Below are 25,907 nucleotides of genomic sequence, written 5' to 3' on the forward strand. Positions count from 1 at the left end.
CGCTTCATGTCCTTGCGCTTGCAGACCACGAACTGCACGGTCACCGGCCCTGCCGAGCCCTCGCCCGCCACGGTGGTGATGCCAAAGCCCGCAGCCCGGATGGCCTGGGCGATCTCCGCACCGCGCCACGCGCTGATGATGCGCACCACCACGTTGCCAAGGGCCAGCTTCTTCTCGGCCCATATGCCCACCACGTTCCCGCAGGCAAAACCAAGGGCGTAGCAGAAGCCGAGGATGGGTTCATCCCCCACCTTGAGCATCACCGCCGAGGTGCCGAAGACCCACAGGGTCATCTCAAGGCAGCCCAGACAAAAGGCGGCCTTGGACTCGCCAAGCACGGTGACCATGGTCCTGACCGTGCCAAGGGTCAAGACAGCCACCTCGGCCAAAAAGACAAGCGCTCCAAGGAGCAGGACATTTTCCATCATTGCTTTTTCCCTCTCGGAAATTGTGAAGAGCGACTACTAAGGCCGCCATATACCCACGTCAAGAGGAATCTTCGGACAAAAAAAGGGCGACCCCATTACGGGGCCGCCCTGTGAAACGACAGCTCTATGGAAGCCGGGAATTTCTTCAGCCAGCCATTGCTTCAACCAGCTGTTTCTTCACCAACTGTTATTTTCAACCAGCTATTTCTTCAACCAGCTCATCATGTCGCGCAGACGGCCGCCCACTTCCTCGATCTGGGACTCGGCACCGATGCGGCGCATGGTCTTGAGCCCCACCTGCCCGGCCTTGTTGTCGAGGATGAAGTCGCGGGCGAACTTACCGGTCTGGATGTCCTTGAGCACGCGGCGCATTTCGGCGCGGGTCTCCTCGGTGATGATACGCGGGCCGGTGACGTAGTCGCCGTACTCGGCGGTGTCGGAGATGGAGTAGCGCATCTTGGCCATGCCGCCCTCGTACATCAGGTCGATGATCAGCTTGAGCTCGTGCAGGCACTCGAAGTAGGCGACCTCGGGCTGGTATCCGGCCTCCACCAGGGTGTCGAACCCGGCCTTGCACAGCTCGGTCAGGCCACCGCAGAGCACGGCCTGCTCGCCGAAGAGGTCGGTCTCGGTCTCTTCCTTGAAGGTGGTCTCGATGACGCCGGAGCGGGTGCCGCCGATGCCCTTGGCATAGGCCAGGGCGATGTCCAGGGCCTTGCCCGAGGCGTCGTTGGCCACGGCCACCAGGCAGGGCACGGCCCCGCCCTCGGTGTAGGTGCGGCGCACGAGGTGGCCCGGGCCCTTGGGGGCGATCATGACGCAGTCCACGCCCTTGGGCGGCACGATCTGCTGGAAATGCACGTTGAAGCCGTGACCAAAGGCGATGACGTTGCCCTCCTTGAGGTGGGGCAGGATGTCGGCGGCAAAGACATCGGCCTGATACTGGTCGGGCAGCAAGATCATGAGCAGGTCTGCCTGCTTGGCAGCGTCGGCCACGGACATGGGCGCAAAGCCGTGCTCCTTGGCCAGATCGTAGTTGGGGCCGCCCGGGCGCTGGGCCACGATGACGTTGATGCCGGAATCGCGCAGGTTCTGGGCGTGGGCATGGCCCTGGCTGCCGTAGCCGATAATGGCCACGGTCTTGTCCTTGAGCAGGCTCAAATCGGCATCTTTCTCGTAATACACTTTCATGGAAATCATCTCCTCATATTTTTCGCCACGACGGGCCGCAATTTCGGTTGATATGTGAACGCGCAAAAACGCCGGGCAGAGAAATCCCCTGCCCGGCAGGCGCATGGACGTGGATTATAGGTCGATCTGCATGGAACGCTGCATGGCAACGTTGCCCGTGCGGGCGATCTCCTTGATGCCGAACCGGCCGAGCAGGCTGACCAGCGCGCCGATCTTGCCCTGGTCGCCCGTGACCTCGATGGTCAACTCGTCGGTGCTGACGTCTACAACCTTGCACCGGAAGATGTCAACAATGCGCAGGATCTCGGCCCGCTTGGAGTCCTCCGCATTGACCTTGATCAGCACCATCTCCCGCTCCACTGACTTCATCTCCGTGAGATCCTTGACCTTGATGGTGGGGACCAGCTTGCGCAACTGCTTGACGATCTGCTCAATGATCTGGTCGTCGCCCTCGGCCACGATGGTCATGAGGGAAACGCCCTTCTCCAGCGTGGGCGCGACATTGAGCGAATAAATGTTGAAGCCCCGGCCGCTGAACAGCCCGGACACGCGCGAGAGGACACCCGGCTCGTTTTCGACCATCACGGAAAGCGTGTGTTTCTTCATCGTCTGTCTCCTAAACGAGCAGCATCTCGGTGAGCGAGGCACCGGCCGGGACCATGGGGTAGACATTCTCCTCCCTGGCCACGCGGATGTCCACGATGACCGGCTTGTCCAGGGCGAACGCCTCGCGCAGCGTCGATTCCACGTCCTTCTTCTCGGTCACGAGGAATCCGGCCGCGCCGTAGGCCTCGGCCAGCTTGACGAAGTCGGGCTGGGCGTCGAGGCAGGTCTCGCAATAGTTCTTCCGGTAAAAAAGCTCCTGCCACTGGCGGACCATGCCCAGATAGCCGTTGTTGAGGATGACGATCTTGACCGGCAGCTTGTTGCAGACCACGGTCATCATCTCCTGGATGCACATCTGGATGGAGCCGTCGCCCGCGATGTCTATGACCAGCTTGTCCGGGAAGGCGCGCTGGGCGCCCATGGCCGCGGGGAAGCCGTAGCCCATGGTGCCGAGCCCGCCCGAGGTGAGCAGCGTGTTGGGCTTGGTGTACTTGTAGAACTGGGCGGCCCACATCTGGTTCTGGCCCACCTCGGTGGCGATGATGGCGTCGCCCTTGGTGATCTCGTAAATCTTTTCCACCACATACTGCGGCTTGATGACCACGTCGTCGTCCTTGTAGGTCAGGGGGTGCTCCGCGCCCCAGGCCTGGACCTGATCGACCCACTCCTTATGGTCCGCCGCCCATTCGGTGTCGTCCAGCGATGCCTCGGACTCAGTTCGGAGTGCGGCCAGGGCCGCCTTGCAGTCTGCCACCAGGGGCACATGGACGGAGACGTTCTTCTGGATCGAGGTGGGGTCCACGTCGATATGAATGATGGTCGCGTTGGGGGCAAAGGTGTCCACCTTGCCGGTGACCCGGTCGTCGAAGCGCGCGCCCACGGCCAGCAGCAGGTCGCAGTTGTTCACAGCCATGTTGGCCGCAAAGGTGCCGTGCATGCCCAACATGCCGAGGAAGAGCGGATCGTCGCCAGGGAAGGCCCCAAGGCCCATGAGGGTCGAGGTGACCGGGATGCGCAGGTTGCGGGCCAGCCAGGTCAGGTCCGCGTGGCTGCCCGAGGTGATCACCCCGCCGCCGGAATAGATGAGGGGCTTGCGAGCTTTCTTGAGTAGTTTCATGACCTTGCGCACCTGCCCCACATGCGGCTTGCTGGTGGGGTTGTAGCTGCGCATCTGCACGGAATCGGGATAATTGAACTCGGCCACCTGCTGCATGACATCCTTGGGCAGGTCCACGAGGACCGGGCCGGGACGGCCGGAACGGGCCAGATAAAAGGCCTGTTTGACCGTCGCGGCCAGATCCTCGATATCCTGGACAAGGTAGTTGTGCTTGGTGCACGGCCTGGTGATGCCGACGATGTCGACCTCCTGGAAGGCGTCGTTGCCGATCAGGGCGCGCGGCACCTGTCCGGTCAAGATGACCACCGGGATGGAATCCATGTAGGCCGTGGCAATGCCAGTGACGGTGTTGGTGGCTCCGGGACCGGAAGTGACCAGACAGACCCCCACCCTGCCGGTTGCCCTGGCATAGCCGTCGGCCGCGTGGATGGCGCCCTGCTCGTGCCGCACCAGGATGTGTTCCACGGAGGAATTGGGGATCTCGTCATAGATGTCGATGACGGCTCCGCCCGGGAAACCGAACATGACCTCAACGCCTTCCTTCTCCAGACACTTGAGCAGCATCTGGGCCCCGGTCAATTTCATGCTACGCCTCCAGATTCCGATATTTGTCGAGAAGCGACTGCATCTTGGTCTTGCCCGCCAGCTTCTTCTTCTTGAGCTCCTTCACTTCCTGGGTCTCGGTGGGCGAGAGGAACGACTTGGTTTCCACCTTGTCGAGCAACTTTTCGTAAACGACATGCTGTTCCCAAAGAGCCCTCAGTTCGGGATCCTCGGCCCCGTACTTCTCGATGAGTTCAAGATCCTTGGCTTCCATGTACCGCTCCTTTATTAACGGGTTAATGCGAGCAACCGGCCGGAGAGAGCCCGGCCCAGTCAGGCACCGCCGCCGCATCGAGAGCCAGGAGCTTCCTGCGGGTCGTCTGGCCCGACTCGATGCTCACCTGGCCCTTCTTCACCTTCAACACATCCGCCACAAAGGCCACGAGCGCCTTGTTGGCCTTGTTGTCCACTGCCGGGGCGCGCAGCCTGATCCTGACGCACTGCTGGTAGACCCCGACGACCTCGCTCCTGCTGGCCCCGGGCTGCACCCAGACGGCGATGCGCCACCCGCCTCCGCATCTGCTGACAAACTCTGGAAGGGAAATATGACTGTCCCGCCTTATTCGACTTTCTTCAGATAGGTGAGCTTGGATTCAAGCTCCTCCACCTTGTCCCTGTCCGGATCGCTCATTTCGAGCATCTCCAGGTGGGACTTGAGCAACCCCTTGAGCTGCACCTCGAACTGGGTACGCCGCCGCTTGAGGTCCTCGATCTCCTCGTGAATCTGGGCCAGCCGGTTGTGCCCGCGCTGAACCGTGGCGTCTGCCTTGGCTCTGGCCTCGTCGAGCACGAGCTGGGCCTCCCTGGTGGCCGCGACTTTGAGATCATCCACCATCTTCTGGGTGCTCATAAGGGTGTCGCGCAGGGTTTCGTCCCGCTGCCGATACTCCTTGAGCGCCTGCTCCATCTGCTTGAGTTTCCTGCGCAGATTCTTGTGCGCCTCGGCAGACTCGCCCAGGACGTCGGCCAGCTCCAGCAGGAACTGGTCCACCTCCATGCGCGAGTACCCGATCAGGCTGCGCGAGAACTGCTTGTTGAGCAAATCGACCTTGGAAATGGTCACGGCAGACCTCCTTGACTCAGGGGATTACATCGTCGGACCGCCGGCCAGGGAAAAGGCGAGGCGCATCAGGTTGCCGACCACGACGATTTCACACGCCTTGATGGCCAGAAGAACGACAATGGGAGACAGGTCGAACCCGCCCACCACGGCAAAGGGTATCCAACTGCGGACCTTGTAAAAGACCGGCTCGGTGACACCGCGCAGGAAACGCACGATGGGGTTGTAGGGATCGGGATTCACCCAGGAAAGCAGGGCGGAAATGATGACGATCCAGAAGTAGGCGTTGAGAACGATGCCGAGGACGGTTGCGATAGCGCGGACAATCAAGTCCATGAAGCCTCCAGAATGACGGGATAATTTTCAGTTTCCGCCAATGATGTCAATGATGATAATTTTGCACACCAGGGTACAAGAATCAAGTCCTAATGCGACAGACCCGGTCCTTTGTAGCAGCGTTGCATGGCGGCCTTGATCTCCCAGAAGCTCTGGATGTGGATCTGGGCGCTCAGGCTGGCGTCGCGGTAGGCCCAAAAACGGACCTCTGCGGCGCGGGCCGTGCGCTCGTCCACCACCGAGTCGCCGATGAAGGCCACCTCGTCCGGCGCGAGCCGATGCGCGGCCATGATCCGGTGCACACCCTCGGGGTGCGGCTTGGGAGTGGCCACCTTGCCCGAGGTGATGACAGGGAAGAAGAACCCCTCAAGGTCCATGTGCTTGAGGATGAAGTCCATGCTGTCTGTACGGCTGGTGTTCACGGCCAGCTTGAAGCCCGCGCCGCGCAGCCACCACAGGAATTCCCGGACCCCCTCGCTACGCCGCAGGTAGGGAAGCAGCGTGGTGGCGTCGAACTCCCGGATGATCTCCCACGCCCTGGAGTTCAACTCGCCCGGGGCGATGAACCGGACGGAATCCTTGTGGGTGCGGGTGTGAACGTAGTGTTTCTCCTCGTCGCTCAGGGGCGGCAGGCCGAGGCGCTCCTTGATCATGCCGTAGTAGCGCATGTTGGCTTCAAAGGAGTCGATGAGTACCCCGTCGCAGTCGAAGACGATGCACTTGAGTCCCTGTAGCAGACGGGGATTCATGAGTTGGTTGGCAAGGGCCATGCGCTCTCCCGTGGCTAGCCGATGATGGCGATGGTCAGTTCCCGCTCCGTGTCCGGCATGGACTTCAGCGGCTTGCGCCGCCCGGCGAAGCGCCAGGCTGGCTGCGTGGCCACCCGCGCCCCCTCGGGCAGCCCGGACTCCGGGTCGGCGGTCTCAAAGACGATATCCGCATCGGCCCAGGCCGCGATGATGGCGGGCTCGGCGCAGACCAGCACGGCGTCCCCGGGCAGCAGCGTCGGCAGGGCCTCGATCATGCGCTGCCAGGGCAGGGGCATGGCTTGGCCGTCGGTCACTCCGCCGGTGTGGCTGTGGGCATTGCCCAGAATGAGCATACGCTCGTCGGCCCGATCCTCGTCGTCGAGCCCCAGAGCCGTGTCCATGGACCGCCACGACGCCTTCACGCCCTGCTCCAGCCCCGCAAGCTCGATGGCCTTCTCCTCGAAGAACCAGGCCAGGAGCATGATGAACTGGGCGCGGGCCATGGCCTCGCCCCGGCCTTGCCCCTCGCCCTGGTCCGGCGTCTCGGCAAACCGGCGCAGGAGCTGGGACTGAATGGAGGCGGCCGATCCCTCATAGAATTCGTCCGGGGTCATGGCCCCGAAATAGGCCATCTCGCCGGGGTCCTTGAACTGCTCGCCAAAACTGACGCAGTCGCGGATCAGGGCGGCGGCGGTCCGGGGGTCCAGGGGCAGCCCCTCGGGCCTGAAGCCGCCTTCCACCGGCGCTTCGGTCATGCCCGGGTCAAAAAAACGCAGTCCCGGCAGATGGCCTGACCGGGACAGGGTCGGATGCATATGAGGAAATGACAGCAGCATGAACGGGCTCCTTGCTTTCATCAATCGGGTCCATCGGATTGCGGGCCGGACTGGACGGGCCGCGGCAGCCGGAAATGGCGGCAGCGTCCCTCGCACGGTGGAAGCGCCAGGCAGCATAGCCCGTCGCGCACATGGGCGCAGGCGGGCAGTTCCGCCCCGCCGCCCGACGCATAATGGTCGCAGTCCAGGGACCGGACCATACGGGTGAACCGGCGCTCCCACAGGATCGCCACCTGCTCCTGGCCGAGTTCGAACCGCTCGGCCCGGACCAGGAAATCGTCAAAGGCCGACTCCCAGCGGGCAATGGCCCGGCATCGCCATGTCGAGCAGTACCCGGGGTTGAGGTGCTCCTCGTAAAGGCAACGGCCACGCGCGTGGTGTCGGCACTCGTCGCCGGGCAAGGGCAGAATGTCGGCCATGGGTCTCCCTGGATGACGGCCCGGACAACGCGCCGGGACGGCCGTCCTCCATCGTCTGGATGATGTAAAGCCCGGAGGCAGGATTGTAAAGGCGCAACAGGGTTTTTCACTCCGTGGCGATGTCATGGGAAAAGTTCCATCTTCTTGACCTGACCCCGGGGCGGGTGTATAGCCTCTGACAATTCACGGTTTGACGCATCAATACCACCTTTGGAGGCTTTCTTATGATCGGCGGATTCGGAGTATGGGAACTGTTGATTATCCTCGTCATCGTGCTGGTCATCTTTGGCGCCAAGAAGCTGCCTGAAATCGGCGGCGGCATCGGCAAGGCCATCAGCAACTTCAAGAAGGCCACCAATGAGCCCGACGAGATCGACGTCACCCCGAAGTCAGAAGAGAAAAAAGAAGAAAAGAAGGACGATTAGCCAGACCCACCACTGGCATCACCAGGGCGCATATTTCGCGTCCGGCCGCTTCGGCGGCCGGACGCTTTCTTGTGCACCGAGCCTGATCGAATCCCCCCGCCGAATCACTCCCCCAAAAGACCCCCCGGAAGCCGCGCAACAGCGACTTCCGGGGGGCCTGTTAAAACCATGCGCGTCAAGGATGCTACTGACCGACCTCGGTCAGCCGGTGCGTCAGGCCGCGCTGCGGAAGATAGCCGCCAAGCAGCATGGCAAAGCGCTCGCCGCTGACCAGACGCAGGTTCCAGCTCGCCCCCACCCCGGAGGGCTGCATGTCCAGCTCCACCAGTTGCACCTCCTGCACGGCCGAGTCCCAGCCGCGCAGCACCCTGTCGAACTCCAGGGCGGCATCGGACGAAAACCAGCCCGCCACAGAGAGTTCGCGCATGTCGGTGCGCAGGGCCGCGGCCTCGGGCCGGGTGAAGAACCGGCCCCACAGGTCGAACCAGACAGTGGTCATGTTCTTGCCCCTGGCGGTCCAGCGGTCGGCGCCGGCGTCGAGATGGGCCAGGAACACGCCCTCGGCCCCCTTCTCCAGGGTGAAGACCGGCGTGCCAGCCGCCTCGCGGCGAAGGCCTGTCAGGGTGACGAGATCCATCAGGGCGCTCCCCTCCTCCCCGGTCAGATTCTGGGGCAGAACCAGATTCAACGGCTGCGGGGCCGACAGGGTGGAATAGAACCCCATCTGCCTGAGGCCTTCCCGCAGGGCTGTCCTGTCGATGATCACGTCGAGGTTAAGTATCAGACCGGCGTCCATGGCCTCGGACGAGACGATATTATAGCCCTGCACATAGGGCTTGGCGTGCTCGACCATGTACAGCCGCAGCAGTTCGGCCCGGACCTCGTCAAGTTCGGCCGGAAGCATGGTGCGCGCCTCGTCCACCACTGCCTGGGCAAAACCCTCGGCCATGGCCCCCTCGCGCAGCTGCATGGGGGAGACTCCGGCCTCGCCCGCCTTGAAAACCCGCACCGAGGCCGCCTGCGCCGTGCTGGCGAGCAGGCACAGCCACAGGCCGGTCAGCAAAATATTCCGAATAATCCGCATGGCTACTCCTCTGTCTGCGGCAAGGTGGTGTCTGGCACCGGGATCGCGCCGTGGCCGCTCGCCAAGGGGTCGATGACGATGACCACCCGGCACTGGTCCACGGCATCGCCCACACGCATCATGGCCTGGATGAGACGGGCCATGGGGGACGAAACCACCAGATCGGTCCGCCACGAGCCAAAGGTGCTCAGGGCCCGGACCACCAGCGGATTGTCGCCCACCCGCTCGCGCAGGGCCGCCCGGTCGTCGGTGGAGGCATACGCGGCCACCCCCCTGGCGATGGCGTTGGCCCGGCTGACCAGGAAGGGTCCATAGGCCGCCACGCCGTCCTGGCCGTAGATGACCGGGGCCATGGCCGGGATCGCCCGCAATCCACGGGCATCCACGATCACCCCGGTATAGCCGCGGGTGCCGATCCCGGCCTCCTCGGGCGGGCCGTCGCCTTCAAAGGCCAAGTTTCCCTCCATGGAGGTGGGCATCCGGGGCGGTATGCCGCTCTGGAACTGGATGCTGGTGGGCAGGACAAGCTCGGCCAACGCGCCGCGAAGCCGCTCTGTCACGCGCACCTCGCCCCCGTTGTCAAACACCGCCGGACGCTTGAGGGGAGAATTCTGGACAAGGCCGCGCACACGGGCTGCCGCGTCCTCGTCCTCGGCCAGATAGGCGCTCACCGTGCCCCTGGCGTCAATGCGCACGGCCAGGATGATGTCGAGGAGCTGTTTTCGCGCCTGACTCACCGCCATGCGGACCGAGAGCGGCGACGGCTCGCCGCCGTCCTCGCCATGCTCCAGCGCACGGACCACCTCGACCTCGCCGCTGCCCCAGGCGATGGTGCCCCCATCGCCCACAGGCTGCACCAAACCCTCAAAGGCGAAGGACCGGACGGAAAACGTCAGGACCATCGCCACCATCAACACCAGTCGCAATGAATACATAGGCTGCAAGCTTCCTTGAATCAGGGTGCGCGAACCGCAACCGGCCCCGCAAACGCAGCCACGCATGTATCGCGCCTGCCGCATTTGCGCAAGCCGCTTGCAGGGCGTTGCGCCGGATGGGCAGGACAGGCGTGTCCGCTGCCGCCCTTACTCCTCTCTGGAAAACCTGATGGACGCGGCCAGGGACACGACAACAATCGCCCCCAGGTTGTGGGTCAGGGCCCCGAGGATGGGTGTGAGCAACCCGGCCGAGCTGGCCATGACCGAAACGATGTTGATGGCGAAGCTGATCAGGATGCCGATCCTGATGATCCGCGCCATCTTGCGGGCAAGGCGAACCAGGAACGGCAGCTGCTCCAGCCTGTCGTTCAGCAGGACTATGTCGGCTGTCTCCAGGGCGACATCCGAACCGCGAAGCCCCATGGCGATGCCGGTGGATGCCGCCTTCAGGGCCGGGGCGTCGTTGATGCCGTCGCCTATGTAGACAGTCTTGCCCCGGTCGTACTCCCTGATTCTGTCCAACTTCTCGTCGGGTTTCTGGGAGGCGTGGTATTGCCCGATGCCGACCCGCTCGGCAATGGTGCGCACCGGCAGGGGCTGATCGCCGGAGATGATCACCAGATCCCTGATCCCTTCGGCGCGAAGCTGGCGCATGGTTTCGGCCGCCGTCTCCCTGGGGTTGTCCAGAAGACTTATGGTTCCGGCCACTTCGCCATCCACCAGCACATCAACCATTGTGTATCCGCTCTCATCCACGGCCTGGCTCCCGGTGACCTCGATCCGCATGCCATTGACATGGCCGCAAACCCCGCTGCCCGCTTCGGTGCAAATCTCCGTGGCGGGATCGAGGCGAGAGCCCATGGCCTTGGCCCGGGCCACGATGGCAAGGCCCAGGGGATGCAGGCTCCCCACTTCGACAGCGGCTGCCAGGCGCAGCACCTCCTCCTCGCTCCGGCCCCGGGCCGGTCTGACGGCGACGACCTCCGGCTCTCCACTGGTGAGGGTCCCGGTCTTGTCGAAGAAGAATCCGGTGGCAGTGGCCAGATTCTCCAGATACCTGCCGCCCTTGACCAGAATGCCCGACTTGGCCGCGCGCCCGATGGCGGCCACGGCGGAGACCGGGCTGGCCAGCAGAAACGAGCAGGGGCAGCCGACAATGAGTACGGTGATGGAGCGGGTGACATCCCTGGTGACCACATAGGTGAGCACGGCGATGGCCAGGATGGCGGGCGTGAACCAGGAGGCGTATCTGTCCACGATCCTGGCGCTCTCGGTCTTTTGACCTTCCGCGGCCTCCACCATCTGGATTATCCGCCCGATGGTGGAATCCTCACCGACCCGGTCGGCCCGGACCCGGATGAAGCCGTCAATGCAGGCGGTTCCCGCAAACACCGCATCGCCGAGCACCTTGGCCACCGGAATGGACTCGCCGGTTATGGACGCCTCGTTGACCGAGGTTTTCCCCTGGATGACGGTCCCGTCAACCGGGATGGTGTCTCCGGCCCTGATGACGAGGACATCGCCCCTCTTCATGTCCCTGACCCTGGTGACCACCTCCCTGCCGTCAACCTCCAGCATGGCGGTTTCGGGCGTGACCTCCATGAGGGCGCGGATGGAGTTGCGCGCGCTGTCGCTGACCGCCTCTTCGATGAGGGTTCCGAAGACCATGATGACGCTGACCACGGCACCCTCAAGATAATTGCCCGTGACCAGACAGGCGATGATGGCCATGCTGACCAGCTCGTCCACGTTGATCTTCCTGGCCAGAATCCCCCTGCCTGCCTCCAGGATGATGGGCAGGCCGTTTATGACGATGGAGACGATCAGCAACGCGCTTCCCCAGGAAAGGGCGGGCAGAAACGGGATCGTCACGTCTTCGAAAACAAAGGCGGTGGGAATGAGCGCCGCCCCGCCAAGCAGCTTCAGAAAATCCCCGGAGCGAAACAGCTCCCTGTAGACCTGGAGACCAGAGTGGCGTCCAATCATCGTCAACTCCATTTTGCTTGATAGTCAAACCAATTTGGCCGACTTAGCACCAGGATAGTTTGATTGTCAAGATTCTTTGACGTCGAAATGGAAATTGACCAGCGCCGGGCCGGATGGCGACCATCAATTGACTGAACAGGGGGATGAAAGGAGTTGAAAAGTGCGGAAAGGTGGGGCTCGGACTGCCCGAAGCCGTGGGGGGACTATTGCTGGCGGGCGGCCAGCCAGTCGGCAACGCAGTCGGCCACGGCCTGGTTCTCGCCCGGGGCGAACCAGCGGATGCCGGGCTCCTTGGCGAACCATGTCATTTGGCGCTTGGCATAGGCCCGGGTGTTCTTGATCCACAGGGCGCGCGCCTGCCCAAGGGTGGTCTGGCCGCGCAGGAAGGCGAGCAATTCGGCGCAGCCGATGCCTGTCCAGCCCGGGGCTTCCGGGTCTGGATGCCTGGCAAAGGCCTGCCTGGCCTCATCCACGGCCCCGGCGGCCAGCATGGCATCGATTCGCCCGGCCAGATGCGGCTCAAGCTCGGCCAGGGGCAGGCGCAGGCCCACCTTGAGGGCGTCAAAGGGCGCGGGCGCGTGATCGCTCCGGGTGTGCCACCAGGTCATGGTCCGGCTCGTGGCCAGCAGCACCTCGGCGGCCCGGGCGTTGCGCTGGGTGTCGTTGGGATGGATTCTGGCAGCGTAATCCGGGTCGGTCTTCGCAAGCTCGGCGTGCAGGCGCTGCGGACCTTGGGCGCGCACCCGTTCCAGCACGGCCCGGCGGATGTCGTCCGGTATCTCCGGGATGGGCGCGATACCCGAGAGCAGCGAGCGCAGATACAGCCCGGTGCCGCCCACCAGGATGGGCAGCCGGCCCTGGGCGTGCACCCCGGCGATGGCCTCCAGGGCCAGTTCCACGAACCGGGCCGCTGTCATCCGCTCATCCGTGGCCAGGAACCCGTAGAGCAAATGCGGACAGGCCGCCCGCTCCACCTCATCGGGCTGGGCCGTGATGATGGGAAAATCCGCGTATACCTGCCGCGAATCGAAATTGATGACGCTGGCCGCCATGCGCCGGGCCACGGCGATGGCCGCCGCAGTCTTGCCCGTGCCGGTAGGGCCGAGCAGGCAGAGTATGGGCGGGACAGAAGACGAGCCAGAGGCCGGGGCAGAGGCCGGAGACGACGCGGTCACGACCGGCTCACGCCCCTTCCCCGCAGCCGTATCCGAGCCCGAGCTTGACATTGAGGGCCTTGACCACCGGGCCGGGCACCAGTCCGCAGACATCGCCGCCATACTGGGCCACTTCCTTGACGATGGTCGAGCTCAGGTACATCCAACGGAAATCGGTCATCATGAACACAGTCTCGATGTCGCGGTTGAGCTTGCGGTTCATCAGCGCCATCTGGAACTCGTATTCGAAGTCGGACACGGCGCGCAGGCCGCGCATGATTACGCCTGCCCGCTTCGCCTCCACGTAGTCGATGAGCAGGGAGTCAAAGGACTCGACAATGATATGAGGATCGTCGCGGAAGACCTCCTTGGCCAGGGCCACCCGCTCGTCGAGGGAAAAGAGTGTCTTCTTGGGCGTGCTCCCGGCAATGGCCAGGATAATGTCCTCGAAGACCTTGCGTCCGCGCCTGATCAGGCTGACGTGGCCCATGGTCAGGGGGTCGAAGGTTCCGGGATAGACAGCCAGCTTGGGGTTCAGTTCCGCCATAGGAGTATCCTGGTCTGACCGTATTCGCGGTCGGTTACGAGTTCCAGCCCGGCCACGGGGGCGGCGGTCGGCGCGGTCACGGACGTTTCCACCTCGGCCAGGACGAACCCGCCCGGGGCGACCCAGCCGGTGGCCAGCGCCTTGTCCAGGGTCGGGATGAGCAGATCCCGGCCGTAGGGCGGGTCGATGAAGACAAGGTCAAAGGGCGCGTCCGGCGGATTGGACAATACCATGAAAATGTCCCTGGACACCACCCTGGCCCGCGATTTTTCCACGCCGAGGTCCGCGAGATTGGCGCGGATGAGGGCGGCGGCCCGGGGGTTCTTCTCGATGAACCAGACCAGGTGCGCGCCCCGGCTCAGGCACTCGATGCCCAGGCTGCCGCTGCCCGCGAACATGTCCGCCGCCCGGACAGCGGAAAAATCCACCCCCCGGGCCGCGAGCATGGAGAAGACCGACTCGCGCACCTTCATGGTGGCGGGCCGGTAGCCCGGCCCCTCGCAGGTCTTGATGGACCGTCCCCTGAAGCGACCGCCGACCACGCGCACCAGCTACATCTCCGAGATGAGTTCCACGAGGTTGCGATTGACGTCGAGCAGCCTGTCGCGCAGATCCACCTGATCCACCCACGGACGGTTCTGTACGTCCTTGGCCCGCTTGCGAAGCTCCTCGTAGAGGTTCTCGGAATCGCGCAGCAGGAACTCCCAGTCCACGCGGGGACGGGCCACGGCCATGTCCACCACGGCCGCCATCTCGTGGCCGGGAACCAGGTCAAGCACTTCCATGTATTCGGGAATGTGGACCTCGAATCCGTAGCGCTGGCCGATGAGGTCGCCGAATTCCTTCTGCACCTCGGCCTCGCCGTGGACGAGGATGACCTGGACGTTTCGGCCCTGCATGGAGCCCAGCCAGTTCATCAGGTCGTCCTGCCCGGCGTGGCCCGAGAAGCTGTTGATGGTGAAGACCTTGGCCGCGACGGCCACCTCCTCGTTGAACAGGCGGATCTTCTTGGCCCCGCCGAGAATCTTGCGGCCGGGAGTGCCCACGCCCTGCCAGCCCACGAAGACGACGCTGGCCCCTGGCCGCCACAGGTTGTGGCGCAGGTGGTGCTTGACCCGGCCCGCGTTGGCCATGCCGCTGGCAGAGATGACCACGGCCGACCCCTTGGACTCGTTGATGGCCTGGGACTGCTCGCGGCTCTCGGTGAAGTGCAGGTTGGGCAGATCCAGGGGATGCTCGCCGTTTTCAATGTATTCCCTGGTGATTTCATCAAAATATTCAGGATGTTTTCTGAATATCTCCGTGGCCCGGATGGCCAGGGGGCTGTCCAGGTAGACAGGCATGTCGTGGGGCAGCCTGCCCTGCTTGCGCAGCAGGAAGAGGCTGTAGATAATCTGCTGAGAGCGCTCCACGGCAAAGGCCGGGATGATCACCTTCTCCTTTTTGGCGTAGCTGTACTCGATGGCCTTGGCCAGTTCGTCGAGGCTGCGTTCCTTGTCCGGGTGGTTGCGGTTGCCGTAGGTGGACTCGAGGAAGATGTAGTCCGCGCCCTCCATGGCGTCCGGGTCCGGCACGATGAGCTGTTCCGGGCGGCCGAGATCGCCGGAAAACACGGCCTTGGTTCGCCTGCCCTCGTGGTCGTATTCGATCTCGATGAAGGCGGAGCCGAGGATGTGCCCCGCGTTCTTGTAGGTCACCCTGATGCCCGGCGCGGGCTCGAAGGTCTTGTCGTAGTCCACCTTGGCCAGCAGGGGGATGGTGTTTTCGGCGTCACCGATGGAATAGAGGGGCTTGTGCGTCTTCGATCCGGTTCGCAGGGATTTCCTGTTGAGCCACTCGGCCTCCATCTCCTGGATATAGGCGCTGTCGAGGAGCATGATCTCCACGAGGTCCCTGGTCGGCCCGGTGCAGTAGACGGGATTCCTGAACCCCTTGGAGACCATGGCGGGCAGCAGCCCGCTGTGGTCGATGTGGGCGTGGGTGAGCAGGATGAAATCGAGCTTCTTGGGCCCGTACTCGTCCAGGTTCCAGTTGCGTTTCTCGATTTCCCTGTTGCCCTGGTGCAGGCCGCAGTCCAGAGCAAACCGCGCGCCCGCGCACTCGATGATGTAGCAGGAGCCGCTCACGGTTCGGGCCGCTCCCATGAATGTGACCTTCATCAAAAATCCTCGCATCCCCCTCCGGGCGGTTCCCGCAGGAATAATCCGCTTCCGAAAGGGAAAAAATCGGTGTAATGAAACGGTTGCAGAGAGCGGGACCCGGTCGCCGCTCCCCGGTCTACATGCCCCATAATGGGCAATGAGGCAACAAATCCCTCAAGGTCCCCAACACCTGACAAGGAGTACGCATGATCCACCGTTCCAAGCAGTACATGATTGATGACCTTTCCATGCAGGAGTCCTGGCGGCTCTTCAAGATAATGGCCGAGATCGTGGACGGGTTCGAGACCCTGTCCGACATCGGCCCGGCCGTCTCCATGTTCGGTTCGGCCCGGGTCAAGCCGGACCACCCGCTCTACAAGCAGACCGAGCAGCTGTCCAAGATGCTTTCCAAGGCCGGGTTCTCGGTCATCACCGGCGGCGGTCCCGGCCTCATGGAGGCGGGCAACAAGGGCGCCTTCGAGAACGGCGGCGAGTCCATCGGCCTGCACATCCACCTGCCCATGGAGCAGCACAACAACCCCTTCATGAATGTCCGCTGCGACTTCCGCTACTTCTTCATCCGCAAGCTCATGTTCATCAAGTACGCCATGGCCTATGTGGCCCTGCCCGGCGGCTACGGCACTCTGGACGAGCTGGCCGAGGCCCTGGTGCTCATCCAGACCCACCGCATCAAGCCCTTCCCCATCGTGCTCATGGGCACCGAGTTCTGGGGCGGCCTCATCGACTGGTTCCGCGACCAACTGGTGGCCAACAAGTTCTGCGAAGAGGAAGACCTGGACCTCTTCAAGGTCACCGACGACCCCAAGGAAGCCGTGGCCTACATCAAGAAGCACGTCGTCCTGTAGCCGGGCCGCGCCCACGCCGTGAACGCCCGGACAAAGGCCCTGCTCTTCGGCCTGGCCACGGTGGCCGTATGGTCCACCGTGGCCTCGGCCTTCAAGCTCACCCTGCGCCACCTCGACCCGTTCCAGCTGCTTTTGTGCGCCTGCGCGGCGTCGCTGCTCGCCCTGGCGGCCATCCTGGCGGCCCGGGGCGGGCTTGGCGCGGCCCTGCGCGTCCCGGCCGGAGACATGGCCCGCTGCGCCCTGCTCGGCGCCCTCAACCCGGCCCTGTACTACATAATCCTGTTCATGGCCTACGATCTGCTCCCGGCCCAGGAGGCACAGCCCCTCAACTACACCTGGGCCATCACCCTGACCCTGCTCTCCGTGCCGCTGCTGGGCCAGCGCCTGCGGCTGGCGGACGCGGCGGCCATCCTGGTCAGCTACGCGGGCGTAGTGGTCATCTCCACCCACGGCGACCCGCTGTCCATGGCCTTCTCCGACTCCCTGGGCGTGGCCCTGGCCCTGGGCTCGACCATCATCTGGGCCCTATACTGGATATACAACACCCGCAGCGCCCTTGATCCGGTCACGGGGCTGTTTCTCAACTTCCTCTTCGGCCTGCCTGTAATCCTCGCGGCCACCCTGATCTTTTCGGAACTGCCGCCCCTGACCCCGGCCGGATTGCTGAGCGCGGCCTACGTGGGCGTCTTCGAGATGGGCGTGACCTTCGCCATGTGGCTGACGGCCATGAAATACGCGGCCATGCCCGACGGCGGCGGCACGGCCCGGGTGGCCAACCTCATCTTTCTCTCGCCCTTTCTCTCCCTAGTCTTCATCCACTTCCTGGTGGGCGAGGATATTCTGCCCTCCACCCTCTTTGGCCTTGGCTTCATCATCGCTGGAAACGTGCTGATGCGGCTTGGCTCAAGGACCAGTTGAAACATTGACGGCAAAACGGGCGGGAAAGGCGCATCGCCCTCCCCGCCCGAAACGATGACTCCGCCCCGATCAACCCACACGCACGTCGGCGGCGATGACGCCGAGAATCCGGCCGTCCCGGTCGAAGAAAGGGCTGGACACGGTGATGCAGCTCTCGCCCGAGGCGGACGACTCATAGACATCCGAGATGAAGAAGGTCCGGTTCTCCATGGCCCCGGTGAACCAGGGCCGCGTGGACCACTGCGAGCCAACGGCACCCGCGTCCTCGCCGTAGCCCGTGACCTTGCCGCCCAGGTTGCTGACCAGCTGGCGCCCCTTTTCGTCCGTGATATAGAGAAGTTCGAGGAAGTCGTTGGCCTTCAGGGCGCGGCGCATGGTGCCTTCCATGCTTGCACGCTCGCGCGACTGGACATCGCGCGATGCGGCCAGTTCGCCGATGACCTCCTGCACCCTGCCCTTGCCCACCAGCCGGAACATGTCGGTCATGGTGGCCAGATCCTCCACCCGCTCTGCCAGCACGGTCACGGCCCGGGCCGCCTCGGCCATGGCCTTGCCCGTGGTGGCGGAGATGGTGTGGACCTCGGTGATGGTCCGGGTCACGTCCTCGCTGGCTATGGACTGCTGGGACGCGGCCGAGGCAATGGCCCGGATGCGGTCGGCACTGGTGCCCGCGTAGGTCACGATCTCGTCCAGGGCCTCGCCCGATTCCTGGGCCAGGGCGGCGGCCGCGTCGGTCAGGCCGCCCATTTCCCTGACACCGACCACGGTCTGGCGCACCTGCTCCTGAATGCCCTCGATGGCCACGCCCACGTCGCGGGTGGCGACCATGGTCTTTTCGGCCAGCTTGCGCACCTCGTCGGCCACCACGGCAAAGCCGCGCCCGGCCTCGCCCGCCCGGGCCGCCTCGATGGCCGCATTGAGCGCAAGCAGATTGGTCTGGTCGGCAATGTCTGAAATGACGCCCATGATCCGGCCCACGCCCTCGGCCTGGCTGCCCAGCCCGGACACGCGCTCGGCCAGGGAGCGGGAGTTGTCGGCCACCGAGCGGATGGAGCCCAGGGTGCGCGAGACCACCTCGGCCCCGCCCCGGGCGTATTCCATGGCCCGCTCGGCATCGGCGGCGGCAGCATCGGCGTTCATGGCCGTCTCGGTCACCGAGGCGTTCATCTCCTCCATGGCCGAGGCCGCCTCGGAGATAAAGCGCTGCTGATCGGCCGCGCCCCGGCTGGCCGTGTCCGCCGCCGTGTCGAGGAGCCCCGACTGGTCGCGGATGGCCCGCACCGACACGTCAAGCGACTCGGCGGCCGAGAGCAGCCCGTGGCAGCGGGCCGCCTCGCCCTGCTCCCGCGCTGCGGCCGCAATGTCCAGGGCGGATTTCGCCTTGGCCGACGCCTCGCGGGCTACATTTTCGCTCCCTGCGGCCTGCCTCTCTAACTCTCTAGTGAAGCTGACAATTTGGTGCATGGCTCCGGCCATCTTCCCAATATTGTCATTGCCCGCCCTGGGCAGGACCACCTGCGATCCGCCTGCCGCGATTTTTTGCAGCGAAATTGCCAACTCATTGTATTTTTTTGATGTCATGCGCGAGGCGACAACAGCGCCGAGCACGGTTCCAAGCACTGCCAGCAACCCGGCACCAACCAGCGCCCAGGTCAGAACGCCCACCCGGGCTGACAGAATTGTCACTTCCCCAGACCCGGCCAGCGCGGGCACCACCCCGGCAACCACCCCGGCGCACACCGCTGCGGCAGGCAGGCATCTCGCCAAAAACACGGACTTTTCCATCATCATTTCTCCACTTCCCCATTTGAATTTCACTGCAAGCGATGCGCAACCAGAGCAAATGCGGGGCCAAAATGAACAGGCCGCCGGAATTTCCGGCGGCCTGGGCTGTCTTGTCGAAATATTGAATTAATTCAATATAAATATTTGACTCTAGAGAAAATCCAGAAAAAAACGCGAAGGATGCCGGGGCGGTTCCGCCTCAGGGCTGGTCCCCATGCTACAGGAAATCGGGATCAATGGAGGCCTTGCCGCCCGCGAGGATGAGCCTGAAATAGCGGATGGTCCTGTCGTCCACGGGCACGATGGGAAAGTTCTCGCGACAGGTGTCGCACTGGGCCATGGCCGGACGCGAGGGGGCGATGAGCGGCACCTCGCGGCTGCAATGGGGGCAGGGATAGAGGAAGATCAGCTCCATGCCTGCGGGTTTCACCGGGGTCAGGGGTTTTTTGGATGCGGACATGGACCTATCCTTTCCTCGCGAGGTTTCTGCCGGTCATGGCGGGCGGCGCGTCGATGCCCCACAGGGCAAGAATGGTGGGGGCGATGTCGCCAAGGATGCCTTCCTCAAGGACGGTCACCCCGCCCCCCTCCTCGATGAGCACCAGCGGCACGGGGTTGGTGGAATGGGCCGTGTGCGGGGTGCCGTCCCCGGCCAGCATCTGCTCCGCGTTGCCATGGTCGGCCGTGAGCAGTACCCGGCCGCCCTGCTCGAGCACGGCCGCGACGATGCGGCCCACGCAGCCGTCCACCACCTCGCAGGCGGTGCGCGCGGCGGCCATGACGCCGGTGTGGCCCACCATGTCGAGATTGGCCAGATTGCATACGCACAGGTCGTAGTCGGGCAGCCGCTCGATGAGGGCTTCGGCCACCTCGGCCGCGCTCATCTGCGGTTTGAGATCATAGGTGGCCACCTCGCGCGGCGAGGGGATCATCACCCTGTCCTCGCCGGAAAACGGCTCCTCGCGCCCACAGTTGAGGAAATAAGTGACGTGTGCGTACTTCTCGGTCTCGGCGATGCGCAATTGGCGCAGGCCCAGCCCGGAGACCACCTCGCCCAGCGTTCCCTCATAGCTTTGGGGCGCAAAGGCGGCGGGCAGGGGCGTGCCCTCCTCGTACCGGGTCATGGAGGCGAACCCGGCCAGCCGTGGCACCACGGGCCTCTCGAACTCCGCAAAGGCGGGGTCGAAGATGGCCCGGCTGATCTGGCGCGCCCTGTCGGCGCGGAAATTGAAAAAGAACAGCCCATCGCCGTCGCCGATGGTCCCGTTCACCCCGGAGATGACGCCCGGCTTGACGAATTCGTCGGTCTCGCCCGCGTCGTAGGCGGCCCGGATGCCGGTCAGAGGATCGGCCATGGCCACGCCCTCGCCGCAGATCAGGGCGCGGTAGGCCACCGCGTTGCGCTCCCAGCGCCTGTCACGGTCCATGGCCCAGAAACGACCGCTGACCGTGGCCACGCGGCCCACGCCCAGGGACTCCATCCGCTCCATCAACTGGCGCGTGTACTCAAGCCCGCTCGAAGGCGGCGTGTCGCGACCGTCGAGAAAGACATGGACAAAGACCTCGGCCACCCCCTCGCGCCGGGCCATTTCGAGCAGGGCGTGGATGTGGTTGTGATGGCTGTGGACCCCGCCGTCCGAGACCAGCCCCATGAGGTGCAGCCGCCCGCTCCCGGCCCTTGTCCGGGCCATGAGCTCCTTGAGCACCGCGTTCTCCATGATGGAGCCGTCCTCGATGGCCATGTCGATGCGGGTCATGTCCTGATAGATGACGCGCCCGCCGCCGATGTTCATGTGCCCCACCTCGGAATTGCCCATGAACCCGTCGGGCAATCCCACGGCGCGGCCCGAGCAGGTCAGCCGGGTGGACGGATGGTCGGCCAGCAGCCGGTCCAGATGGGGGGTGGCTGCGCGGGCGACGCAATTGCCCTCTGCGTCCGGAGCGATGCCCCATCCATCGAGGATAAGCAGCAGGGTCTTCTTGGGCTTGACCATCGTATTCTCCGGTCAGGCGCTGGTGGCGACCCTGGGGGCCTCGGACCACATGCCCTCGATGTTGTAGAACTCGCGCGACTCGCTCTGGAAGATGTGGATGAGCACGTCGTTCAGGTCCATGAGGACCCACTCGCCCGACTGGTAGCCCTCCATGCCCAGGAACTCGATGGCGTTCTCCGAGGCACGGGCCAGCACGGCGTCGGCCAGGGCCTGGGCGTGCTTCATGCCCCGGGCCGACACGACGATGGTCACGTCCGTGACCGAACTGAGCCCGGCCACGTTCATGATGATGATGTCCGCTCCCTGCTTCTCGTCCAGCCATCCGGCCAGGAGCCTGGCTTTGTCGAGACCTTCCATTGAACTGAATTTGTTTTCTTTTTTCATTTATCCAACGTACATGAGGTTATCACGAACCCGACGCGCCGCCGGGATGGCGGCCGACGATCAGTTCGTCAAGACTGCGCTTTGGCACATGGTGTCTACCGTCCGTGCCGCGCCAATACTCGATTTTTCCGTCCGGGGGAAGGGTTTCCACCACCACTTCCTCGGCCGGAACACCCAGGGCCAGGACCAGCAGCACCTCGAAACTGTCGGCAAGGCCGAGGATATCCGCCAGCTTGCCGCGGTTGACAGTGCCGATGATGCAGCCGCCAAGGCCCATGTCGGCCGCGCCGAGCATGATGGTCTGGGCGGCGATGCCGTGGTCGCATCCGGGCGAGTCGGCGATGTCCCGGTCGAGCAGGACCACGATGTAGCCCGTGGGCCGCTGGCCCGGGCCCGGACCGGGCCAGTCCTTGAAATACCCGGCCCAGCCGAGCAGTGGAAATATCCGGGCGCACAGTGCCTCGTCCGCCACCACCACGTATTTCAGCGGTTGCAGGTTCCTGCCCGAGGGTGTCAGCCGGGCCAGATCGACCAACCCGGCCAGGGTCTGCACGCCCACCGGCCTTGACTCATCGAAGACGCGCCGGGTGCGGCTCCCGGCCACCAATTCCTTGAAGTTCATTCCCGCCTCCTCTGCCTCTGACGCGAGGGCTTGACGCCATCCCTGCACACAACCTTGCCCCAAGGCGCACCGCGAGTCCACCCCGCAAACGACCCGGATGCAGGCCGCCGCGAGGCTGACCAACCGCCGCAAACCGCATAACCGCTTGACTCGACACGGCACATGGGGCAGAGTTCCGGCTATGAAATTTCCCCAGCGGCCGCGCCATTTCCCGCCTGTGTTTTCCCGCCACAGGCCAGGGGAGACGAGCGGCGCACCTCGCCGATAGCGACCACGGACTTGAGGGGCCGTGGTTTTCCATTTCGATCATTGCGGCCGATCAGGGCCAAGGAGGACCCAGCATGATTTTCGACGTGAAAAACGAAACCCTGCCCCGAGAGGACATGGAGCGGCTCCAGCTCAGGCGACTTCAGGCGCTGTGCGAGCGCGTCTATGTCAACGTACCGTTCTACAAGAAAAAATTTGACGAAAAGGGACTCAAGCCCACAGACATCCGCACCCTTGAGGATGTCCGCCTGCTGCCCTTCACCGACAAGCAGGACCTGCGCAACCACTATCCCTTTGGCATGTTCGCGGTCAGCCGCGACCAGATCGTGCGCATCCACTCATCCTCCGGCACCACCGGCAAGGCCACCGTGGTGGGCTACACCAAGCGCGACCTCGAAACCTGGGGCCAACTCATGGCCCGCTCCTTCGTGGCCGCCGGAGCCACGCCCAAGGACATGATCCACAACGCCTACGGCTACGGCCTTTTCACCGGCGGCCTGGGCGCGCACTTCGGCGGCGAGACCCTGGGTGCGGCCGTGGTGCCCGTCTCGGGCGGAGCCACCCGCAGGCAGGTCATGCTGCTCAAGGACTTCGAGTCCGACGTCATCTGCTGTACCCCCTCCTACGCCCTGTTCCTGGCCGAAAGCGCCGCTGAGATGGGCATCGACATCCGCAAGCTGCCCCTGCGCATCGGCATCTTCGGGGCCGAGCCCTGGACCGAGGAGATGCGCCGCGACATCGAGGCCAAGCTGGGCATCAAGGCCATCGACATCTACGGCCTGTCCGAGGTCATGGGCCCCGGCGTGGCCATCGAGTGCGAGGACGCCCAGGACGGGCTGCACATCCAGGAGGACCACTTCCTGGCCGAGACCATCGACCCGGACTCGGGCGAGGTGCTCGCCCCGGGCCAGGAGGGCGAGCTGGTCTTCACCACCCTGACCAAGGAGGGCATCCCGCTGCTCCGCTACCGCACCCGCGACCTGACCACCCTGAACACCACCCCCTGCCGGTGTGGCCGGACCACGACCCGCATGCGCCGCGTCACCGGCCGCAGCGACGACATGCTGATCATCCGGGGCGTCAACGTGTTCCCGTCCCAGATCGAGTCCATCCTCATCGAGACCGAGGGGTTGACCCCCCACTACCAGCTCATCATCGAGCGCCATGGCAACATGGACACCCTTGAGGTCCAGGTGGAGGTCAACGAATCCATGTTCTCGGACGAGATTAAGAATTTACAACGGGTGGAATCAAAGGTAACCAAGAACATCAAGGAGTTCCTCGGCGTGACGGCCAAGGTCAAGCTCGTCGAGCCCAAGACCATCGCCCGCTCCGAGGGCAAGGCCAAGCGCATCATCGACAAGAGAAACGAAGGCTAACCTGTGCCAAATAGCGAGGATACCACCATGAAAGTCGATCAACTCTCCATATTTCTCGAAAACCGCGCCGGCCGGCTGGCCGAGGTCACCCGCCTGCTGAGCGAGGCGGGCGTCAACATCCGCGCCCTGTCCCTGGCCGACACCTCGGACTTCGGCATCCTGCGCCTCATCGTCTCGGACTTCGAGACCGCCAAGGCCACGCTCAAGGAAAACGGCTTCACCGTGGGCCGCACCTCGGTGGTGGCCGTGGAGATCACCGACAAGCCGGGCGGACTGCACGCCATCCTGAGCATGCTCCAGGAGGAAGGCATCAACGTGGAATACATGTACGCCTTCGTCACCCAGAGCGGCGACCGGGCCGTGCTCATCTTCCGCTTCGACCGCACGGACCAGGGCATCGAACTGCTGCAAAAGAACGGCATCAACGTCATCAGCGGCGACAAGCTCTACACCCTGTAGACCGCCACACGACACGTCCAGGGGGGAGCCTTCGGGCTCCCCTCTTTTTTGATCGTTCGCCTGGCATCACCCATGGTTTGGTTCGATCTGAAGCCATGACCGTATGTCTGCGCCCTGAGGCTGGGCAGTTGACATGGTTTCGCCGCAGAAGTAGCAACTTCGAACGATACACGTTCAACTTGCCCACTCAGGAGGTTTTTTTACTTCGCTCATTGTTGGATAGTGCGCCAACGGCCTCGGACAAAAAAGCCGACAGCTAGGCGACTGCAACATCATGCCACCATCCGGCCGTGACGATTCGTTTTGGCCGGTCCATTGTCTGCCCGAGCCCCGCGTTTCGGCCCTGGTCTTCTGTTTCGCCCTTTGTCCGGGGCCCCCTCTCATCTCTCAATGCAATTGCCCCTGGAGTGTCATGCTGCGTCAAGCGCATGGCAAACTCTATTCTTGCTAATGCCAATAATGAGATACGAGCTGAAAACTATGAACAAAGCAACAATGCGAGACGATTCTCATCCTCTTACCCGGCTCGGTTGGAGTTCCTTCTTTCATAATCAACTGGAAGCCCTGGGCTACGGCCTTGAGGACATTGCGCGAGTCACCAGCGTCAGGAGGGGAGGCTTTCTTGTCAGCCAAGGCAAGGGAGAGACACTCGTGAATGCGTCGGGCGCACTGGCCCATCGGCAAGGACTGTATCCCGCCGCCGGAGACTGGGTTGTGCTTAACGGTTCGGTCCTGTGCGACGTGTTGCCTCGCAGGAACGCCCTCGCACGCGGTGCGGCAGGGGCTCGCGGCAAAAATGACGGAGCGGCCAGGCGTGAGCAGGTGATGGCTGCCAACCTGGACACGGTGCTGATCGTCTGCGGTCTGGACCAGGATTTCAACCCGGCTCGAATAGAGCGTTATCTGACCCTGATCTACAATTGCGGACTCAGGCCAGCCATCGTTCTGACCAAGGCCGACCTCCACCCAGCGCCCGCCGACTGCGGGGTCGAAATCGAGGCCATGGCCTTCGACGTGCCGATCCACCTAATCTCGGCGGCCGACCAGACCGGGCTGGCAGAGCTGGAGCCCTACATTGCTCCCGGCAACACCATAGCCCTTATTGGCTCCTCAGGCGCGGGCAAATCCACCCTGGTCAACCGGCTCGCAGGCAAAGAGGTGCGGCTGGCCGGAGCAGTGAGCCAAAGCGACGGCAAGGGCATACACACAACAACCTCCAGGGATATGGTCTTCATGCCCCAGGGCGGCATGATTATCGACAACCCCGGCATCCGCGAAGTCGCCTTTCTGGATGATCAGGGCGGCGTGGACGCGGCCTTTCCGGATATAGAGCTATTGGCCAAGGACTGCCGCTTTTCGGACTGCTCCCATGCTCATGAGCCAGGATGCCGGGTCTTGTCCGCAGTGGACTCGGGAGAACTGAAGCCGGAACGGTTCGCCAGTTGGAGAAAAATGAAGCGCGAGCTTGAGTACGCGGCACAGCGCCAGATCAAGAACCCCGAGCGCATAGAAAAAGAGCGCTGGAAGGGAGTTGCGACTCTGGTCAGATCCATCAAGAAAAACAGAAAACTCGGCGGCAAGTAATGCAATGGGCCGACACATTCGTCGGCCCATTT

Annotated in this window: 30 protein-coding genes; 7 read left to right on the plus strand and 23 right to left on the minus strand. The window is 63.8% G+C overall.

The window, feature by feature from the left end; genetic code table 11:
- From QQS14_RS06385 to QQS14_RS06435, 11 genes are all read right to left on the minus strand, one after another.
- Nucleotides 1-428 (minus strand): DUF2179 domain-containing protein (locus QQS14_RS06385; protein WP_285906135.1); only part of this gene is annotated, 428 nt, incomplete at its 3' end.
- A 201-nt stretch (nt 429-629) separates the two neighbouring features.
- Nucleotides 630-1,724, minus strand: a complete 1,095-nt coding sequence (ilvC, locus tag QQS14_RS06390) for a ketol-acid reductoisomerase (RefSeq protein ID WP_285906136.1) — start codon at nt 1,722-1,724, stop codon at nt 630-632.
- Nucleotides 1,725-1,733: 9 nt separating this feature from the next.
- Nucleotides 1,734-2,225, minus strand: coding sequence for an acetolactate synthase small subunit (gene ilvN, locus QQS14_RS06395; protein ID WP_285906137.1), 492 nt, complete (start codon nt 2,223-2,225; stop codon nt 1,734-1,736).
- Nucleotides 2,226-2,235: 10 nt separating this feature from the next.
- Nucleotides 2,236-3,927, minus strand: a complete 1,692-nt coding sequence (gene ilvB, locus QQS14_RS06400; protein WP_285906138.1) for a biosynthetic-type acetolactate synthase large subunit — start codon at nt 3,925-3,927, stop codon at nt 2,236-2,238.
- A 1-nt stretch (nt 3,928) separates the two neighbouring features.
- On the minus strand, nt 3,929-4,159 hold the full coding sequence (locus tag QQS14_RS06405) for a DUF465 domain-containing protein (RefSeq protein WP_285906139.1): 231 nt from the start codon (nt 4,157-4,159) through the stop codon (nt 3,929-3,931).
- A gap of 22 nt (nt 4,160-4,181) precedes the next feature.
- Nucleotides 4,182-4,538 (minus strand): DUF167 domain-containing protein, encoded by a 357-nt coding sequence (locus QQS14_RS06410; RefSeq protein WP_345782788.1) that lies wholly within the window; start codon nt 4,536-4,538, stop codon nt 4,182-4,184.
- Nucleotides 4,505-5,008 (minus strand): DivIVA domain-containing protein, encoded by a 504-nt coding sequence (locus tag QQS14_RS06415; protein ID WP_285906140.1) that lies wholly within the window; start codon nt 5,006-5,008, stop codon nt 4,505-4,507. The genes QQS14_RS06410 and QQS14_RS06415 overlap by 34 nt, the downstream gene beginning before the upstream one ends.
- Nucleotides 5,009-5,032: 24 nt before the next feature.
- A complete protein-coding gene (locus QQS14_RS06420; RefSeq protein WP_285906141.1) occupies nt 5,033-5,341 on the minus strand; it encodes a YggT family protein in 309 nt (102 codons plus the stop codon).
- Nucleotides 5,342-5,430: 89 nt separating this feature from the next.
- Entirely contained in the window at nt 5,431-6,111 is a 681-nt protein-coding gene (locus QQS14_RS06425; RefSeq protein ID WP_285906142.1) for an HAD family hydrolase, read from the minus strand.
- A 14-nt stretch (nt 6,112-6,125) separates the two neighbouring features.
- The gene (locus tag QQS14_RS06430; RefSeq protein WP_285906143.1) at nt 6,126-6,926 is read right to left on the minus strand and encodes a hypothetical protein; all 801 of its coding nucleotides are present in this window, start codon (nt 6,924-6,926) and stop codon (nt 6,126-6,128) included.
- Between the two features lie 20 nt (nt 6,927-6,946).
- Nucleotides 6,947-7,345, minus strand: coding sequence for a hypothetical protein (locus QQS14_RS06435; RefSeq protein WP_285906144.1), 399 nt, complete (start codon nt 7,343-7,345; stop codon nt 6,947-6,949).
- Between the two features lie 224 nt (nt 7,346-7,569).
- Between QQS14_RS06435 and tatA the strand changes: the two genes are divergently transcribed.
- Complete coding sequence (gene tatA, locus QQS14_RS06440; protein ID WP_155934999.1) at nt 7,570-7,770, plus strand: twin-arginine translocase TatA/TatE family subunit; 201 nt, start codon at nt 7,570-7,572, stop codon at nt 7,768-7,770.
- A 184-nt stretch (nt 7,771-7,954) separates the two neighbouring features.
- Here tatA and QQS14_RS06445 read toward each other — a convergent pair whose 3' ends face one another.
- The 7 genes from QQS14_RS06445 to QQS14_RS06475 form a co-directional block, all read right to left on the minus strand.
- Complete coding sequence (locus tag QQS14_RS06445; protein ID WP_285906145.1) at nt 7,955-8,854, minus strand: hypothetical protein; 900 nt, start codon at nt 8,852-8,854, stop codon at nt 7,955-7,957.
- Nucleotides 8,855-8,856: 2 nt separating this feature from the next.
- Complete coding sequence (locus QQS14_RS06450; RefSeq protein WP_285906146.1) at nt 8,857-9,789, minus strand: hypothetical protein; 933 nt, start codon at nt 9,787-9,789, stop codon at nt 8,857-8,859.
- Between the two features lie 147 nt (nt 9,790-9,936).
- On the minus strand, nt 9,937-11,775 hold the full coding sequence (locus tag QQS14_RS06455) for a heavy metal translocating P-type ATPase (RefSeq protein ID WP_285906147.1): 1,839 nt from the start codon (nt 11,773-11,775) through the stop codon (nt 9,937-9,939).
- Between the two features lie 203 nt (nt 11,776-11,978).
- Nucleotides 11,979-12,950 carry a tRNA (adenosine(37)-N6)-dimethylallyltransferase MiaA gene (gene miaA / locus QQS14_RS06460; protein ID WP_285906148.1) on the minus strand — a complete coding sequence of 324 codons (972 nt, stop codon included), beginning with the start codon at nt 12,948-12,950 and terminating at the stop codon, nt 11,979-11,981.
- 7 nt (nt 12,951-12,957) lie between these two features.
- A complete protein-coding gene (gene coaD, locus QQS14_RS06465) occupies nt 12,958-13,476 on the minus strand; it encodes a pantetheine-phosphate adenylyltransferase (RefSeq protein ID WP_285906149.1) in 519 nt (172 codons plus the stop codon).
- Nucleotides 13,464-14,024 carry a 16S rRNA (guanine(966)-N(2))-methyltransferase RsmD gene (rsmD, locus tag QQS14_RS06470; RefSeq protein ID WP_285906150.1) on the minus strand — a complete coding sequence of 187 codons (561 nt, stop codon included), beginning with the start codon at nt 14,022-14,024 and terminating at the stop codon, nt 13,464-13,466. Before rsmD ends, coaD begins: the two co-directional genes overlap by 13 nt.
- Before the next feature lie 3 nt (nt 14,025-14,027).
- A complete protein-coding gene (locus QQS14_RS06475; protein WP_285906151.1) occupies nt 14,028-15,635 on the minus strand; it encodes an MBL fold metallo-hydrolase RNA specificity domain-containing protein in 1,608 nt (535 codons plus the stop codon).
- Between the two features lie 188 nt (nt 15,636-15,823).
- Here QQS14_RS06475 and QQS14_RS06480 point away from each other — a divergent pair, with 188 nt between their 5' ends.
- Both QQS14_RS06480 and QQS14_RS06485 read left to right on the plus strand, forming a co-directional pair.
- Complete coding sequence (locus QQS14_RS06480; RefSeq protein ID WP_285906152.1) at nt 15,824-16,483, plus strand: LOG family protein; 660 nt, start codon at nt 15,824-15,826, stop codon at nt 16,481-16,483.
- Nucleotides 16,484-16,501: 18 nt separating this feature from the next.
- Nucleotides 16,502-17,401: a DMT family transporter gene (locus QQS14_RS06485; RefSeq protein WP_285906153.1), complete on the plus strand. Its 900-nt coding sequence runs from the start codon at nt 16,502-16,504 to the stop codon at nt 17,399-17,401.
- 69 nt (nt 17,402-17,470) lie between these two features.
- Here the strand turns inward: QQS14_RS06485 and QQS14_RS06490 are convergent, their stop codons facing one another.
- The gene (locus QQS14_RS06490; RefSeq protein ID WP_285906154.1) at nt 17,471-18,865 is read right to left on the minus strand and encodes a methyl-accepting chemotaxis protein; all 1,395 of its coding nucleotides are present in this window, start codon (nt 18,863-18,865) and stop codon (nt 17,471-17,473) included.
- Between QQS14_RS06490 and QQS14_RS06495 the strand changes: the two genes are divergently transcribed.
- Nucleotides 18,864-19,316: a hypothetical protein gene (locus QQS14_RS06495; RefSeq protein WP_285906155.1), complete on the plus strand. Its 453-nt coding sequence runs from the start codon at nt 18,864-18,866 to the stop codon at nt 19,314-19,316. The genes QQS14_RS06490 and QQS14_RS06495 overlap by 2 nt on opposite strands.
- Before the next feature lie 87 nt (nt 19,317-19,403).
- On the opposite strand, the gene QQS14_RS06500 is transcribed toward QQS14_RS06495, so the two are convergent.
- Genes QQS14_RS06500 through QQS14_RS06515 form a run of 4 tightly spaced genes read right to left on the minus strand, consistent with a single transcriptional unit; the run spans nt 19,404 to nt 22,186 of the window.
- On the minus strand, nt 19,404-19,646 hold the full coding sequence (locus tag QQS14_RS06500; protein ID WP_285906156.1) for a hypothetical protein: 243 nt from the start codon (nt 19,644-19,646) through the stop codon (nt 19,404-19,406).
- A 4-nt stretch (nt 19,647-19,650) separates the two neighbouring features.
- Nucleotides 19,651-21,180 carry a 2,3-bisphosphoglycerate-independent phosphoglycerate mutase gene (gene gpmI / locus QQS14_RS06505; RefSeq protein ID WP_285906157.1) on the minus strand — a complete coding sequence of 510 codons (1,530 nt, stop codon included), beginning with the start codon at nt 21,178-21,180 and terminating at the stop codon, nt 19,651-19,653.
- 12 nt (nt 21,181-21,192) lie between these two features.
- A complete protein-coding gene (gene rsfS / locus QQS14_RS06510; RefSeq protein ID WP_285906158.1) occupies nt 21,193-21,537 on the minus strand; it encodes a ribosome silencing factor in 345 nt (114 codons plus the stop codon).
- A gap of 49 nt (nt 21,538-21,586) precedes the next feature.
- Nucleotides 21,587-22,186 (minus strand): nitroreductase family protein, encoded by a 600-nt coding sequence (locus tag QQS14_RS06515; RefSeq protein WP_285906159.1) that lies wholly within the window; start codon nt 22,184-22,186, stop codon nt 21,587-21,589.
- A 341-nt stretch (nt 22,187-22,527) separates the two neighbouring features.
- Between QQS14_RS06515 and QQS14_RS06520 the strand changes: the two genes are divergently transcribed.
- From QQS14_RS06520 to rsgA, 3 genes are all read left to right on the plus strand, one after another.
- Entirely contained in the window at nt 22,528-23,832 is a 1,305-nt protein-coding gene (locus QQS14_RS06520) for a phenylacetate--CoA ligase family protein (protein WP_285906160.1), read from the plus strand.
- Between the two features lie 27 nt (nt 23,833-23,859).
- On the plus strand, nt 23,860-24,291 hold the full coding sequence (locus QQS14_RS06525) for an ACT domain-containing protein (protein ID WP_285906161.1): 432 nt from the start codon (nt 23,860-23,862) through the stop codon (nt 24,289-24,291).
- 495 nt (nt 24,292-24,786) lie between these two features.
- The gene (gene rsgA, locus QQS14_RS06530) at nt 24,787-25,875 is read left to right on the plus strand and encodes a ribosome small subunit-dependent GTPase A (RefSeq protein WP_285906207.1); all 1,089 of its coding nucleotides are present in this window, start codon (nt 24,787-24,789) and stop codon (nt 25,873-25,875) included.
- Nucleotides 25,876-25,907: the final 32 nt, after the last annotated feature.

This window comes from Pseudodesulfovibrio pelocollis, assembly GCF_030282845.1.
Classification (GTDB): Bacteria; Desulfobacterota; Desulfovibrionia; order Desulfovibrionales; family Desulfovibrionaceae; genus Pseudodesulfovibrio; species Pseudodesulfovibrio pelocollis.

Coding starts and splice junctions, on each gene's coding strand:
- ilvC (WP_285906136.1), bottom strand. CDS start 1,724: ATGCGCCTGCCGGGCAGGGGATTTCTCTGCCCGGCGTTTTTGCGCGTT.
- ilvN (WP_285906137.1), bottom strand. CDS start 2,225: ATGAAGAAACACACGCTTTCCGTGATGGTCGAAAACGAGCCGGGTGTC.
- ilvB (WP_285906138.1), bottom strand. CDS start 3,927: ATGAAATTGACCGGGGCCCAGATGCTGCTCAAGTGTCTGGAGAAGGAA.
- QQS14_RS06405 (WP_285906139.1), bottom strand. CDS start 4,159: ATGGAAGCCAAGGATCTTGAACTCATCGAGAAGTACGGGGCCGAGGAT.
- QQS14_RS06420 (WP_285906141.1), bottom strand. CDS start 5,341: ATGGACTTGATTGTCCGCGCTATCGCAACCGTCCTCGGCATCGTTCTC.
- QQS14_RS06425 (WP_285906142.1), bottom strand. CDS start 6,111: ATGGCCCTTGCCAACCAACTCATGAATCCCCGTCTGCTACAGGGACTC.
- QQS14_RS06430 (WP_285906143.1), bottom strand. CDS start 6,926: ATGCTGCTGTCATTTCCTCATATGCATCCGACCCTGTCCCGGTCAGGC.
- QQS14_RS06435 (WP_285906144.1), bottom strand. CDS start 7,345: ATGGCCGACATTCTGCCCTTGCCCGGCGACGAGTGCCGACACCACGCG.
- tatA (WP_155934999.1), top strand. CDS start 7,570: ATGATCGGCGGATTCGGAGTATGGGAACTGTTGATTATCCTCGTCATC.
- QQS14_RS06445 (WP_285906145.1), bottom strand. CDS start 8,854: ATGCGGATTATTCGGAATATTTTGCTGACCGGCCTGTGGCTGTGCCTG.
- QQS14_RS06450 (WP_285906146.1), bottom strand. CDS start 9,789: ATGTATTCATTGCGACTGGTGTTGATGGTGGCGATGGTCCTGACGTTT.
- QQS14_RS06455 (WP_285906147.1), bottom strand. CDS start 11,775: ATGATTGGACGCCACTCTGGTCTCCAGGTCTACAGGGAGCTGTTTCGC.
- coaD (WP_285906149.1), bottom strand. CDS start 13,476: ATGGCGGAACTGAACCCCAAGCTGGCTGTCTATCCCGGAACCTTCGAC.
- QQS14_RS06475 (WP_285906151.1), bottom strand. CDS start 15,635: ATGAAGGTCACATTCATGGGAGCGGCCCGAACCGTGAGCGGCTCCTGC.
- QQS14_RS06480 (WP_285906152.1), top strand. CDS start 15,824: ATGATCCACCGTTCCAAGCAGTACATGATTGATGACCTTTCCATGCAG.
- QQS14_RS06495 (WP_285906155.1), top strand. CDS start 18,864: ATGGCTCCGGCCATCTTCCCAATATTGTCATTGCCCGCCCTGGGCAGG.
- QQS14_RS06490 (WP_285906154.1), bottom strand. CDS start 18,865: ATGCACCAAATTGTCAGCTTCACTAGAGAGTTAGAGAGGCAGGCCGCA.
- QQS14_RS06500 (WP_285906156.1), bottom strand. CDS start 19,646: ATGTCCGCATCCAAAAAACCCCTGACCCCGGTGAAACCCGCAGGCATG.
- gpmI (WP_285906157.1), bottom strand. CDS start 21,180: ATGGTCAAGCCCAAGAAGACCCTGCTGCTTATCCTCGATGGATGGGGC.
- rsfS (WP_285906158.1), bottom strand. CDS start 21,537: ATGGAAGGTCTCGACAAAGCCAGGCTCCTGGCCGGATGGCTGGACGAG.
- QQS14_RS06515 (WP_285906159.1), bottom strand. CDS start 22,186: ATGAACTTCAAGGAATTGGTGGCCGGGAGCCGCACCCGGCGCGTCTTC.
- QQS14_RS06520 (WP_285906160.1), top strand. CDS start 22,528: ATGATTTTCGACGTGAAAAACGAAACCCTGCCCCGAGAGGACATGGAG.
- QQS14_RS06525 (WP_285906161.1), top strand. CDS start 23,860: ATGAAAGTCGATCAACTCTCCATATTTCTCGAAAACCGCGCCGGCCGG.
- rsgA (WP_285906207.1), top strand. CDS start 24,787: ATGCGAGACGATTCTCATCCTCTTACCCGGCTCGGTTGGAGTTCCTTC.